Source organism: Variovorax sp. Soil_C_12 (assembly GCF_057657375.1).
The window spans coordinates 112394-125777 of sequence record NZ_JBDGIO010000018.1 but is presented as its reverse complement, the minus strand read 5'-3'; the positions used below and the strand labels follow the sequence as shown (position 1 = coordinate 125777).

General features: G+C 63.0%; 11 protein-coding genes and 1 tRNA gene. All 12 read right to left on the bottom strand.

The genetic code is table 11. From position 1 onward, the window contains the following. A partial coding sequence (locus AC3A6X_RS31815; protein ID WP_487845922.1) for an RHS repeat-associated core domain-containing protein occupies positions 1-3620 on the bottom strand: 3620 nt, incomplete at its 3' end. Between the two features lie 4 nt (positions 3621-3624). Continuing rightward, on the bottom strand, positions 3625-4680 hold the full coding sequence (locus AC3A6X_RS31810; RefSeq protein ID WP_487845921.1) for an IS630 family transposase: 1056 nt from the start codon (positions 4678-4680) through the stop codon (positions 3625-3627). Positions 4681-4720: 40 nt separating this feature from the next. Continuing rightward, on the bottom strand, positions 4721-5410 hold the full coding sequence (locus AC3A6X_RS31805; protein WP_487845927.1) for a DUF6531 domain-containing protein: 690 nt from the start codon (positions 5408-5410) through the stop codon (positions 4721-4723). Positions 5411-5749: 339 nt separating this feature from the next. Beyond that, entirely contained in the window at positions 5750-6262 is a 513-nt protein-coding gene (locus AC3A6X_RS31800) for an imm11 family protein (protein ID WP_487845920.1), read from the bottom strand. A 137-nt stretch (positions 6263-6399) separates the two neighbouring features. Beyond that, positions 6400-6789 carry a hypothetical protein gene (locus AC3A6X_RS31795; protein WP_487845919.1) on the bottom strand — a complete coding sequence of 130 codons (390 nt, stop codon included), beginning with the start codon at positions 6787-6789 and terminating at the stop codon, positions 6400-6402. 168 nt (positions 6790-6957) lie between these two features. Next, positions 6958-7428, bottom strand: coding sequence for a hypothetical protein (locus AC3A6X_RS31790; RefSeq protein ID WP_487845918.1), 471 nt, complete (start codon positions 7426-7428; stop codon positions 6958-6960). 58 nt (positions 7429-7486) lie between these two features. Continuing rightward, on the bottom strand, positions 7487-7966 hold the full coding sequence (locus AC3A6X_RS31785) for a hypothetical protein (protein ID WP_487845917.1): 480 nt from the start codon (positions 7964-7966) through the stop codon (positions 7487-7489). Positions 7967-8168: 202 nt separating this feature from the next. Then, positions 8169-8561, bottom strand: coding sequence for a hypothetical protein (locus AC3A6X_RS31780; protein ID WP_487845916.1), 393 nt, complete (start codon positions 8559-8561; stop codon positions 8169-8171). A 394-nt stretch (positions 8562-8955) separates the two neighbouring features. Then, on the bottom strand, positions 8956-9168 hold the full coding sequence (locus AC3A6X_RS31775; RefSeq protein ID WP_487845915.1) for a hypothetical protein: 213 nt from the start codon (positions 9166-9168) through the stop codon (positions 8956-8958). Positions 9169-9532: 364 nt separating this feature from the next. Then, positions 9533-9608, bottom strand: a tRNA-Thr gene (locus AC3A6X_RS31770). Positions 9609-9619: 11 nt separating this feature from the next. Next, the gene (locus AC3A6X_RS31765; protein ID WP_487845914.1) at positions 9620-10627 is read right to left on the bottom strand and encodes a class 1 fructose-bisphosphatase; all 1008 of its coding nucleotides are present in this window, start codon (positions 10625-10627) and stop codon (positions 9620-9622) included. Positions 10628-10651: 24 nt separating this feature from the next. Beyond that, positions 10652-13345: an aminopeptidase N gene (gene pepN, locus AC3A6X_RS31760; protein WP_487845913.1), complete on the bottom strand. Its 2694-nt coding sequence runs from the start codon at positions 13343-13345 to the stop codon at positions 10652-10654. Positions 13346-13384 lie beyond the last annotated feature (39 nt).

Genomic DNA, 13384 nt, shown 5'->3' with positions numbered 1-13384 from the left:
TCTGCAACGTCACCGAGGCCAGCTGACATCCTCGTTTTTTCCTGAAGTTTGTGGATGCGCTTGAGCCAAGAAAAGGCTTTTCCGGCAGACATGAAGTCAAGTCCATGCTCGAAATCCACGCAGCCTGGCCCGCAATCGAACGAGAACGTGTAGCGGTATTCGCCGGCATAGTCCCCAGAGGGGAGCTTGCTGCCAGTTATCTCCATGAGCCCGAACGGATCGGTGAACATCAGAGGGTTGGCGCCTGCGTAGATGCGCCGGTTCGGTCCGGCCGCCAATCCCATCGGGTCGTTTTGAAGGTATGCCCCGGTGCTCGGGCTGTAGCTCCTGAAGTAGTTGTAGAACAAACCACTTTCCTTGTCCGCCGTCTGCCCCGGATACCGCAGGTTGAACTCGAAGTCCCCCGGCGCAGGCGCCACCGTCGCGAACTTCCTGCCCGCCACCGTCGGCTGCGCATCTCCGAAGGCCGAGTAGGTCCATTGCCACGCCAGCGCACCATTCCACTCCGTGAGGCTCCTCGGCGTGTTCAGGTGATCGGCATGGATGGCATAGCGCGACGTCGCCGAGATCATCATGACCGGGATCGGGCCGCTGGACGTCGGCATCCAGAGGTAGAACGCCTCGCCCGTGCTGTTCGCGCCGCCCGTGCCGCTCTCGCCCAGCAGCGTTCCGTCCTCGTCGTAGGCGTAAAAGAAGCCAAGATTCTCTGCAGGCGCTGCCGCGGGGTTCCACAAGCTTGTGAAGAAGGCGATCAACGAGGCCATGAAGCCCTGGTCGCTCTCGTCGCCTTCGGCCGGCGGGTACAGCGGCTCGGTCTTGAACACCCGCTGGCCCAGCGCGTTGTGCACATAGCGCGTGGTCGGGGAGGCATCGGTGGCGCCGGTGGTCACGGCGCTCAAGCGGCCTTCGGCGTCGTAGCTGAAGCTGCGCAGGCCATCGCTGGTGATGTCGCCGTTAGCGTTGTAGCCGTAGGTGACGCTGGTGTTGGTGCCGCCTGTGCTTTGGGTGAAGCCGGTGAGCCTGTTGCCCAAGCCGGCCACGGTGTAGCTGCGGCTGGTGGTCTGCGCCCCCAAGGTTTGCGTGCTGCTCAGGCGGTTGCCATTGGCGTCGTAGCCGAAGCCGGCGGTGTTGTCCGGCGCGTTGAAGCTGGTGACTCGCCCTGTGGCGTCGTAGCCGACGCTCCAGGTGACGGGCGCGATGCTCACGGGGGTGTTGGGGTCAGCCGGGTTGTCCGGCCTGGCGACCTGCTGCGTCAGCGAGTACACCCGGCCGGCGGCGTCATAGGCGTACTCCAGCAGGGTCTGGCCGCCGGCGGTGACGCGCGTCAGCCGGCCCGCGGTGTCGTAGCTTCGGCTCGTGGCGATGTCCGAGGCGCTCTGGCCGAGGAAGCTGGTTCCGAAGGCCCAGGTCCACCCCGTGGGCTGGCCCATCGGATTCCAGGTGATGTTGGTGAGCTGCGGAACGCCTCGGAAATTGATCTGCACCAGCCTGCCAGTCCCATCGTAGAGGTACTGCGTGGGATATCCACCAGGATTGGTCATCGACTCGCGCAGACCCTGCGCGTTGTAGCTGTACCAGAGGCTGCCACTGACGCCGTTGGGGAAGACCTGGGTCTTCTGGACCACGCGCCCGAAGGCATCGCGCTTGTAGCTCGTGATGCCCGAGCGGTCCTGCATCTCCGAGAGGTAGCCCTTGCTGGCGTTGGGAGCGCCGGTCGCGTTGTAGCTGCTGCCGCTGAGGTCGTAGCGCAGGAAGGTCGACTTGCCGTCGGCAAAGCTCAGCTGCGTCGGGCGTCCCAGGGCATCGCGCTGGATCTGGGTGGCCTGGCCCAGGGCATCGACGATCTGGCTGGGCAGGCCCAGGGCGTCGTATTGGGTGCTGCGCGGGCCGGCGTCGACGCTGGTTTCGGAGACGGCATTGCCGAGGGCATCGCGGCCGTAGTTGGTCACGGCGCCCTTGAAGTCGCTGGCGCTGGTCACGGCATCGAGGGCATTCCAGGCCAGGCCGGCGGTGGCGTTGGCGGCGTTGGTGATGGTCTTGATCCGGCGCAAGGGGTCCAGGCCGTACTGGGTGCTCTGGTTCAGGCCGTTGGTCTCGGTGACGCGTTCGCCGTTGGCGTCGTAGCCGAAGCTGTTGGTCTCGTTGGGGCCATCCGTCTTGGAGGAGAGGCGATTGAGGTTGTTAATGGTGCGCGCGGTGGTCCAGGCGACCGTGCCGGCGCTGTTCTTGACCTGCTCGGCCGTGCGATTGCCCATCGCATCGAGGGTGTAGCTGCCGGATTCGCCGCGGTTGTTGCTCCAGCCGGTGAGACGGTGGGCGGCGTCGTAGGTGTAGCTCAGCACCAGGCCGGTGGGCAGGGTGAGCGTGTCGACCAGGCCGGTGGGCATGTAGGTCAAGGCGGTGGTCTGCTGGCCTCCGACGGTGCGGGTGAGCAGGCGGTCGCGGGCGTCCCAGGTGTAGGTGGTGATCAGGCCGTTGGGGGCGGTGGTGCTGGTGACGCGGTTGGCGCTGTCGTAGCTGTAGAGGGTCTCGTGGCCCAGGACGTTGGTGGACTTCACCAGGTTGCCGAGGGGGTCGTACTCGAAGGTGGTGACGGCGCCGTTGGGGGCGGTTTCCGTCGCCGCGAGGCCCTGCGCGTTCCAGGTCCAACTCCAAGTGCGGGTGGAGTTCGGTGAAGAGGCCGTGTCGGTGCTCGCGCGCGACAGCACGTTGCCCTTGTCGTCGTAGGTGTAGGTGGTGGTGCGACCGGACTCGGTCACCAGCACCGGCAACGAGAAGGTGGCGTGCCATTGGGTCGTGACGGTCTGCGCTTCAGGGGTGCCTGAAGCACGAACGACGGTAGTGGGCAAACGGCGGGCCACATCCCAGGTCGTTGTTGTCACCACGCCCTTGAAGTCGGTCTCACTGGTGATCAGGCCGTTGTCGTCCTGGACGCGAGTGGCGGCATCGGATTCACCGGTGCCCGAGGGCAGTGAGCCACCTGTGACAGCGAGCTTGCCCTTGGTGGTGCTGTAGCCGTAGTTGCGGCTGGTGCTCAGCGGGTCAACGACCGTCGCACTGCCGGCAGTGGGATAGCTCACCTGGTAGCGATTCACCCCGCCAGAGAGCTCCGTGCTGATCGCGCGACCCTGCGCGTCATAGCCGAAGGTGCCCCAGCGAGCGCCGCTCTCGTCGAGGATGCCGGTGAGGGCTTGGGGGAAGGATGCGTTCTCGTAGACGAACCCGCGGGTCTTGCCATCCGGGTACGTTACGCCAGAGAGGCGACCCGCGCTGTCATAGGCATAGCCGAATACGCGGGCGTCTGAGGTGGTGACGGTGGTCAGTTGGCCGCTGCCGTTGTACGCGAGGGCCAGGCTGCGGCCGAAGCCGTTGCTGATGATGGCGAGTTGGCCGGAGGCGTTGTACGCATAGGTGCGGGTCCAGCCATTGCGCGACGAGGCCGACAACAGCTTGCCCGACGCGTCGAAGCTCAAGATGCTGTCGTCATCGGCACGGCGGTAGGACCAGCCGCCGCCCGTCGTCTGCTGCAGGGTGTCGGCGCTGTTGGTGGCGGACCAGTCCGAACCGCCTGTCGACAGCACGAAGGTGCGTACGAAGCCTTCGGCGCTGGTAATCACCACGGCACTAGTGGGCCGTAACGATTGAATCGGGAGTAATTCGCCGTGTCGGATCGAAGTACTTCCACTTCACGGGCTTGGGTTGTTCGTTGTATTTGCGGATGTAGCGCATGAGCTTTCTCTTGAGATCTGGCACCGAGGTGAACACGCCGCGCGCGATCACGTCGCGCTCGATCTTGGAGAACCACAACTCCACCTGGTTGAGCCAGGACGAGTAGGTCGGGGTGAAGTGCATATGGACCTGCGGATGCTCGGCAAGGAACGCATCGACCTGTTTGGTCTTGTGCGCCGAGAGGTTGTCGGCGATGACGTGGATCTCCTTGCCGCGCGGCTGATTGGCCACGATGTCATTGAGGAAGGCAACGAACTCCGCCGAGGTGTGCCGAGTGGCGGTCTTGCCGAACACTTCACCGGTCTTGGTGTTGAAGGCGGCGTACAGCGACAGCGTGCCGTGTCTGAAGTATTCGAACCCATGGCGCTCAGCGCGTCCGGGCGACAGCGGCAGCACCGGGTCCTTGCGATCCAGCGCCTGGATTGCGGTCTTCTCATCCACACTGAATACCGCCGCATGCTGCGGCGGGTTCAGATACAGCCCGATCACGTCGGCGGCTTTGGTCTCGAAGTCCGGATCGTTGGAGGCGAGATAGCCCTCGAGCCGATGCGGCTTGATGCCATGCTTGGCCCAGATGCGCGCCACCGTCATGTGCGAGATGTCACCGCCCAGTTCTGCGGCGAGCTTGCGCGTGGACCAGTGCGTAGAGCCATCGGCGGGCTTGTGCTTTGTCGTGCGTGCGAGCACGCGTGCCTCGATGCGATCGGTGACCTTGTAGCGTTCGCGCCCTGCATGGCGAGCGAAGAGTCCCGCCAAACGATCAGCGGCAAATCGCTTGCTCCAGCGATCGATGTAGCTGTCGCTGCAATCGAGCTTGGCGCGGATCTCGGCCCAAGTCAGGCCGTCCGCAAGCAGCAGGATCAGACGGGCATGTCGCGCCGAATCGGCCCGACCGGTCCTCGCATTCGCTCGCTGCTGCAGTTCCATGACTTCCGATTCGGTCAAGTCCATCGCGCCCTCCAATGGCGCAATGATACTTCCCATTTAAACGTTACAGTCCACTAGGCGTACCAGCCGGCACTGCTTTCAGACTGTCGCCGTGGTTGTGCGCCCAAACCCTGCCCAAGCTTCCGGATTCGCGTGAGGCGTCGGACGCCCACGTGCTGCGATAGGTACGACCGAACGTCAAAGAAGCAGATCCGTGGTCAGCGTAGTCAAGCTCGGAACGGTACTTTTCGCCGGAAGATGGCTGAATCGGAAATCCAACGCTCAGGCCCGCCTGCACAGAGAGAGGCGCACGACAAATTGCGGCGGGTGGCTCGTTTGTGCGAACCCAGCATGCGCTCGCAAACTCAAGTCGGGCAGCGTCACAAATACATTGAGAAAGATCGTTGCCGCTAACCACCGACCCGACCGGGCACGATGCAAATCTTCCAGAAAGTCGGTAGTCCGCTGTACCGCCATCTCCTCCATTGCCTTTCGCGGCCGCATGGATACGGCAATAGTTATTCGTTAGTGGATCACCTGTCCCGATGATGGCGGTCACCTCCCAGTTGTAGTTGGGATTCGAGACATTCAACGCCGTACGAAAGTTTTCGCATGCAATCTCTCTGGATGAATGCCATCCTGAGCCGGGTGATGGCGGATTCCACTCTGCGCCCCGCGGTACTCCGGCCCATCCGTGGCCAGCGAACGCCTGCAGTACGGCAAGCAAGATGATGAGTCGGACACGACGCGTCATGGCGATGCCGACACGCGCAGTCAGAACTACAAAATGCCCGACGCGCGGACCCCGTAACGCGGCCGATGCTGTCATGACTCCTCCCGATCTCGATACGTTGTTGGACGCGTGCATCATAGCCACGCCCTCTTCATCTCAATAGCAGGGGAAAGTTTCAAGCTGAGCTCAGGCCTTTAACGTCGGAATGCCCTGGCTGCAGGGTTGGTGACGGCCACTGCGCCGTTCCGAGCCTTCGGCGTCGACGTAAACTCGCATCTGGCCTGGCCTCAAGGGTTCATTGAAGGATGACGGTGCATGACCGGATGTGGCCGTCACAGGTCGGCTAGCCTTGCTGTCCCTCTAGCTCCTGAAGTCCTGTGGCCGAGACGTGGAGACGCCACGCAGGCCAGCGGATGAGATTGCCGCCGCCAGCTCATCACTTACCGCGTAGCAGCTGATTTCGCTTAGATAGGCAATCGGGTTCGGGACGAGTACTGCATCCTTGAGCTCGAGATGCTCTACCTCTTCCAATGGACCCTCATCGTAAGTCGCGAACTTCGACAGTTCACGGTCCACGGCGTCGTCGACAACCTTCAGCACGTTGAGAGCGAAGTATTCGCCGAGCAGCCAATTCCGTCGGTACTGAATCCGCAACGGCAGAAACTCGCAAGCACAGCCGAATCGCTCCAGCAGCTCGACAAAGCCCTTGGACACAATGTGAAAAGGAACCGTCCGGAAGAAGTCCGTCAACCCCGGCGGACTCTCCCGGTCATCTTTGACTTGGACGCGCACGTCACCCCAGAGTGAATCGAAGCGCCTGCCCATGTTCAGATGAAAGCCATCGATGTCATACAACCGATAAAGGTCGCTCAACTCCGGAGATGCTTCTGGCGCCGGTACACCCCGCCGAAGGTCCACGCTCAATAGTCTTGTCATCGTTTGAAGGGGAGTTGCGAAGTTCAGGTTCTGGCCGACTGCCGGCGCTTGAGAGGTCTGTACGGGCATTGTCGCTACGCAATGTTCTTCTGCAGCTTTTCGGCTTTGTGCAGCGGCATCCGATAGCCCCATACCCTGGACTTTTCCTGCTGCTCTTCGAGTGCATGCTTGATTTCGGTAACGTCAAGACGCTGACCAATGTTTCCGGCAATCTCGCTGGAAGTCTCGGGAAACGTCTTCACGTGAAGATGGCCAGCTTCCAGTACATGAAGTCGCGGACCCTCCCCGGAAAGATACGGGCCAGGTTGAAGGTGGTCGAGAAGTGCGGCAGTGAATCCGCTTCTTAGGTCGCCCCAGCGACCCATGTAGACAAAGAAGGCGAAAAGCCCATCAGCCCTTCGCACGGACCAGTAGTCACCAAGCTTCAGCTTCAGTGCGCTCTTGGGCGTAAACGGGTAAGGCATCGTGAGTTGCGTCTCGTGTTGGGTTCCTCTGGACGTCCGCTATGGAGCGAATCGAACGCAGCTGGCGAAGGGCCGGTCTTGGCCGCATTCTGCACATCGCGAGACTTGGCTGATTGGGCCCATAACGGCTGTACGCCGATGCTCCATAGCGGCCGTTCAGGGCCTTCGCTACTCGCCTGCTTTTCGCGCTCGTTCGTAGGCGTCAAGTAGCCGCCCCAGCATCGCGCGCTCGTCGTCCGACGTGGCGTTCCCGTGGTCGACGACAATGCCGTTGACGAGGTAGTACTCCGTGTCATTGCGAATAGAGCCGCGCTTAACGATGCGCTTGTACGACGAAGCGTAGCGACGCCGGACTTCCGACGCCGTCAGGAGTCCGCCGGCCCGAAGTACCTCGTCCAGAGCTGCAATTCCGTCAGCCGGACGGTCGCTCAAGTCTTCGATAATGTCATTGGCAGCCTGCCGCAGGCCTTCAAGCGCCTTCGACTTGCCGTGTTGCTCAACAATCCCCGCGCACACCGTCGCGAGATTGACATTCGAAGTCGGGTCCACGCGCCAGACGTGGGTTGAGTAGAACGACACGAATCCCAGCAACTCTTGGAACTCACGCTCGCGGTGGGCCGAAAGGGGTTTAGTTGTCAAACGGGTTTGGTGTAGTTGAGGAATGTCCGGTCGTGGCCGCATTCTGCCCGTCGCGGCTCTAACCTGCCCGCACGTCGTTGCAGTGCAACCGGACGAATGTTCGGCGGAGGTCGGCTAGGAAACCCGCCATGTCTTCGAGTCCGTCAACCTCGACATTGCGGTTGTCTGCATGAAGAACCACCCGCACCAGGTTGTTGCCTTGCCAGTAGAGGCTTACTCGGCCGATTTCGGGACTCGCCAGAAGCGAGGTGCGGGAGGTCGGCGTTTCCTTCGATATTCCCCCAGCTGTGACGTCCAGGAAGGTGTTCTCGAGAACAGCCCTCCGCGGCCGGAGCCGCCTTCGGACAACCACCACCAGTAGGGCGACCGCGACGGCGAAAGCGAGATAGAACGCAAGTACGGCTAGGTGTCCTGCCTCGAGGGGCGCCAGCTTCCAAACCCCCAGTGGAGCGACGACGCATGCCACCGTTGCGGCGCCCCAGAACCTCCCGGTGTGGGAAAAGGGCCTGCTGAGATAGGCCTTGCGGGCATCAGACAATCGGTGCTTCATTGGCCGCAGAACAGGTCCATTGAGGGAAGGCGGTGAGTGTCGGCTCTTGGCCGACTGTAGCCTCCCGCGCCGCCGGCAAAAAGTGGCCCTAAAGCGGTCCTCGTTATTGCCAAATAGCGGGCGCTCAGAAGCGACGTGTTGCATTGAAGGCTAAGCCAAGCAATTGGGTGACATGCTCTTCAAGGCAGGGTTAGACGTTACCGTCGTACTTCTCCTTCAACTCGAAGTACACCTTCTTGCAATGCTCGTAATACTCGCGCTCGTCATCCGCTCTTTGCTGAGCTGGTTCTCCACTTTGAACAGGATCTGCCGCAGCGGCTTCGATGACCTCCAAGGACACCTTGTCTCCCGGCTTTAGGTCGTAGTCCTCAAACCAGACTAGATGATCGTCCTGGATGCCGGGGCCCCGCGAAGTAAGCCCACCAAGACGGAGATGAATGTCAAAGTCTTCGACGGCTCTGTGGGGACGGCTTGCAGACCCAAGCTTACCAACAGCAGTAATGGTTGTCGTCAGAACGCCCAAATCATCTGCTCCTCCAACTACTGGCTGCTGATCGTTGAGTTGGACTCGAAATGCAAGCATGCTGTGCCTTGTTGAAAGGATGTAGAAAGTCGCCTCTAGCGCATTCTGCCGCAGCGCGAAGGCCGGCCTGCCCAGAACAGGCGACTCAGACGCACTTCACTGTGTCGTTCTCTGGTACTCAACGAAGAGGCCGTGCCGGACCCATCGCGTCCTGTCTGGTGCCATCACCCCGGCATAGCGGAACCTGATGGCTCCCGACTCGTAGGGAAGCTCGGCGATGTTGAGCTCAGCGTCCGATGGTCATGCTTTTTAAATTGACGGGCGAATTGGCAGGCAGTCAGGAACGTCCGGTGTTGGCCAGGTGTTGGCCGACTGTAGCCTGTCGCTCATCTGCGCTGTTGGCCTTGAGCGGCATAGCGAATTCGCACAAGCGGTCGCTCAACGTTCGTTGTGGTCACGGGCCGGCCTTCTCGGGTGAGCCTCCGATGAGCTTGAGGGTCTTCATCGTCTTTACTTCTGACACTTCATCGTCGGTCGGCAGAAACTTGATGAAGGGTGGTTGAAATGGCTTGCCCTCAACTTCCCCTTCAAACCATTGCTCAAACAGGTGCGTTGGAGCTTCGACGACTGCTTCTGACTGACCTGGGTAGCTGGTTTGGATTTGCATGTGTAGTCCTTTGGCGTGGAAAAGCCTCGACGCTCTTCGATTGGCCGCCCTGGATGAAAGTCCGGTCTTGGCCGCATTGTGCCTTTGCCGATAGTCTTCCAACCACGGCCAAGCCAGGGGCAACTCTTGGTCGGCTAGGGGGGACCAAGAAGTCTGTGACGCTGACGGCGGGACACCGCCCGGTATCTCACGCGCAGAAAAAATCGCCCCGTGAAAATCAAATCAGCAGACAAGCCCGGACACTGCACCGGGTTTGCCGTTTCTGGAGCACCGCATCCGGTCAAGTTGCCTACAGATTGCCTACAGGGTGCCAGAAACAGAAAAGCCCGCTATCGTTTTGATAGCAGGCTTTCCTTGCTGTGATTGGTGCCGGAGAGATGATTCGAACACCCGACCTTCTCATTACGAATGAGCTGCTCTACCAACTGAGCTACACCGGCTAAGCCCGCGATTATAGCGGCTCGTGATAGCTCGTCAGCCGCTCGACCTCGTTCTTCGACCCCAAAACCACGGCGACGCGCTCGTGCAGCTTGCCCGGCTCCAGGTCGAGAATGCGCTGGCGCCCGTTGGTCGCGGCGCCGCCGGCTTGCTCGACCAGCCAGCTCATGGGATTGGCTTCGTACATCAGGCGCAGCTTGCCGGCCTTTTCGGGCTCGCGCTTGTCCCAGGGGTACAGGAAAACGCCGCCGCGCATCAGGATGCGGTGCACGTCGGCCACCATGCTGGCGATCCAGCGCATGTTGAAGTCCTTGCCGCGCGCGCCGTCCTTGCCGGCCAGGCATTCGTCGATGTAGCGCTTCACGGGGGCATCCCAGTGCCGCATGTTGCTCATGTTGACGGCGAATTCCTTGGTGTCCGCCGGGATCTGGATGTCCTCCTGCGTGAGCATGAAGGAACCCTGCTCGCGGTCCAACGTGAACATCGCGACGCCGTTGCCCACTGTCAGCACCAGCGTGGTCTGCGGCCCGTAGATGCAGTAGCCTGCGGCCACCTGCTTGCTGCCGGCCTGGAGGAAGTCCGACTCCTGCACGCCGGGGGACCCTTCGGGCTTCTTCAGCACGCTGAAGATGGTGCCGATGCTGACGTTGACGTCGATGTTGCTCGAACCGTCCAGCGGATCGAACAGCAGCAGGTACTCCCCCTGTGGGTAGCGGTTGGGCACGACGTAGATGCTGTCCATCTCCTCGCTGGCCATGGCCGCGAGGTGGCCGCCCCATTCGTTGGCCTCGATCAGCACCTCGTTGGCGATGATGTCGAGCTTCTTCTGGACCTCGCCCTGCACGTTCTCGCTCTCGGCCGAGCCGAGCACGTTGCCGAGGGCGCCCTTGTTGACGGCCTGGCTGATGCCCTTGCAGGCGCGCGCCACCACCTCGAGCAAGAGCCGCAACTGGCCCGGGATGAGGCCGTCGGCGCGCTGCTGTTCGATCAGGTAACGGGTGAGAGAAATGCTCTTGGGCATTCAGTGACTCCAGATGGGGATTGTTTATGCGGCCAGCGCACGGGTGACCACCTCGTGCGTGTCCTTGCTGAGATCGGGCTTGGCGGCCACGCGCATGATGGCTTCGCGCGCGGCGCTGCGGTAGGGCTCTGCCAGCTTGCTCCAGCGGTCAAGTGCGCGGGCGAGCCGGGCGGCGACTTGCGGGTTGATGGCATCGAGCTCGATCACGCGCTCGCTCCAGAACACGTAGCCCGCGGCATCGGGACGGTGCAGCGCACCCGGGTTGGCGTTGCAGTAGCTGAAGATCACGCTGCGCGCGCGGTTCGGGTTCTTGAGCGAGAAGTCGGGGTGCTTCATCAGCTGCTTGACCAGCGGCAGGATGTCGCCGCCGCGGTCGGGCGCGCCGGCCTGCAGCGAGAACCACTTGTCGATGACCAGCGCCTCGTCCTTGAAGATGGCATGGAAGCGCGCCAGGGCCTGCGCCGCCAGCGCGTGGCCGGCGGACACCAGTGCGTGCAGCGCGTTGAAGCGGTCGGTCATGTTGCCCGCGTCCTTGAAGCGCTGCAGCGTCTTGCCGGGCCAGACCACGTCGCCCGTGGCTCGCGCGGCCAGGCAGAGGTAGGACAGTGCGAGGCCGGCCAGGGCGCGGCGGCCGGAAGAGCGTGGGTCGGGGCTGTAAGGCCCGGTCTCGCGGTGCTCCTCGTAAGCCTGCTCCCAGTCGGCGAAGAGGCCGGCGGCGAGCTGGGCGCGCATGGCCTCGCGCACGAGGTGCACGCGCTGCGGATCGACCATTTCGAGCTGCTCGGCGATGTAGGTTTCCGAGGGCAGCGTGAGCACCAGTTCCTTGAAGGCGGCATCGAGCCCGGGGTCGCGCAGCACGCGGCGCATGGCCTCCAGGTAGGCCTCGTCGAGCGGCGCTTCGCTCGCGCCCGCGATCGGCGCCTGGATCGCCTGGATCGCGGCGCGCAGCGCCAGGCGCTGGGCGGCCTCCCAGCGGTTGAAGGGGTCGGTGTCGTGGGCCAGCAGCGTGAGCAGCTGGGCATCGCTGTAGTCGTACTCCAGGATCACCGGTGCGCTGAAGCCGCGCAGGATCGAAGGCACCGGCTCCGCGTCGACATTGGCGAAGGTGAACTGCTCGCCCGCGCGCGTCAGCACCAGGGTGCGCGTGCCTGCGCCCGGGGCCTCGTCGCCAGCCAGCTGCAGCGGCAGCTCGCGCCCATCGGGTCCGAGCAGGCCGACGTTGACCGGGATCACGAAGGGTTCCTTGAAGGGCTGGCCCGGCGTCGGCGGGCAGCTCTGCACGAAGCTCAGGGTGTAGGTGCGCTGCGCCGCGTCGTACACGCCGTGCGCCGCAAGGCGAGGCGTGCCGGCCTGGCCGTACCAGCGCTTGAACTGCGGCAGGAGGTGCGCCAGCTCCGAGTCGGGGTTGGCGTCGGCGATGGCCTGCGCGAAGTCGTCGCAGGTCACGGCCTGGCCGTCGTGGCGCTCGAAGTACAGCGTGATGCCGCGCGCGAAGCCCTGGCGGCCGACCAGCGTCTGCATCATGCGCACCACCTCGGCACCCTTCTCGTAGATGGTGACGGTGTAGAAGTTGCTGATCTCGATGTAGCTGTCGGGCCGCACCGGGTGCGCCATCGGGCCCGCGTCCTCGGGGAACTGGGCGGTGCGCAGCACGCGCACGTCCTCGATGCGCTTGACCGCGCGGGCGGAAGGCTCGGCGCACAGGTCCTGGCTGAACTCCTGGTCGCGGAATACCGTGAGGCCTTCCTTCAGCGAGAGCTGGAACCAGTCGCGGCAGGTCACGCGATCGCCGCTCCAGTTGTGGAAGTACTCGTGGCCGACCACGCTCTCGATGTTGCTGTAGTCGGCATCGGTGGCGGTGGCCTGGTTGGCCAGAACGTACTTCGTGTTGAAGATGTTCAGGCCCTTGTTCTCCATCGCGCCCATGTTGAAGTCGCTGGTGGCGACGATCATGAAGCGGTCCAGGTCCAGCGGCAGACCGAAACGGGCCTCGTCCCAGGTCACGGAGTTGACCAGCGAATTCATGGCGTGCTCGGTCTTGTCGAGGTCGCCGGCGCGCACGTAGACCTGCAGCAGGTGCTCCTTGCCGTTGCGCGCCCTGATGCGCTGCTCGCGCGCCACCAGCTTGCCGGCCACCAGCGCGAACAGGTAGCTGGGCTTGCGGAAGGGATCGACCCATTTGGCGAAGTGGCGGCCCTCGGGCAGCTCGCCCTGCTCGACCAGGTTGCCGTTCGACAGCAGTACGGGGTAGCCGGACCTGGCGGCGCGCAGGGTCACCGTGTAGCTCGCCATCACGTCGGGGCGGTCGAGGAAATAGGTGATGCGGCGGAAGCCTTCCGCCTCGCACTGAGTGAAGAAGGTGTCCTCGCTCACGAACAAGCCCATGAGCTTGGTGTTCTTGGCCGGTGCGCAGGTGGTGAAGATCTCGAGCTCGAAGGCCTCGGGCAGGTTGTCGATCACCAGCTGGTCGGCTTCCATGCGGAAGGAGGCGCCCTGGCCGTCGACCAGCACGCGCGCGAGGTTGAGCTCGTCGCCGTCCAGGCGCAGCGGCTCGGGCGCAAGGTCTGGGTTGCGGCGCAGGCGCATGCGGTTGAGAACGCGCGTCTTGGCCGGGTCCAGGTCGAAGGTCAGGTCGACGGTGTCGATCCAGTAGGCGGGAGCGCGGTAGTCCTCGCGGCGGATCGCCACGGGCTCGGCTTGGGCATCACGCAAGTGCATCGAGAGTCTCCAGGGAATTTTGGTGTTGTGCTGCCTGCA

What these genes read in the sequence shown, in the direction of transcription:
- AC3A6X_RS31810 (WP_487845921.1), bottom strand. Translation starts at nt 4,680, where the DNA reads ATGGACTTGACCGAATCGGAAGTCATGGAACTGCAGCAGCGAGCGAAT.
- AC3A6X_RS31805 (WP_487845927.1), bottom strand. Translation starts at nt 5,410, where the DNA reads ATGACGCGTCGTGTCCGACTCATCATCTTGCTTGCCGTACTGCAGGCG.
- AC3A6X_RS31795 (WP_487845919.1), bottom strand. Translation starts at nt 6,789, where the DNA reads ATGCCTTACCCGTTTACGCCCAAGAGCGCACTGAAGCTGAAGCTTGGT.
- AC3A6X_RS31780 (WP_487845916.1), bottom strand. Translation starts at nt 8,561, where the DNA reads ATGCTTGCATTTCGAGTCCAACTCAACGATCAGCAGCCAGTAGTTGGA.
- AC3A6X_RS31775 (WP_487845915.1), bottom strand. Translation starts at nt 9,168, where the DNA reads ATGCAAATCCAAACCAGCTACCCAGGTCAGTCAGAAGCAGTCGTCGAA.
- AC3A6X_RS31765 (WP_487845914.1), bottom strand. Translation starts at nt 10,627, where the DNA reads ATGCCCAAGAGCATTTCTCTCACCCGTTACCTGATCGAACAGCAGCGC.
- pepN (WP_487845913.1), bottom strand. Translation starts at nt 13,345, where the DNA reads ATGCACTTGCGTGATGCCCAAGCCGAGCCCGTGGCGATCCGCCGCGAG.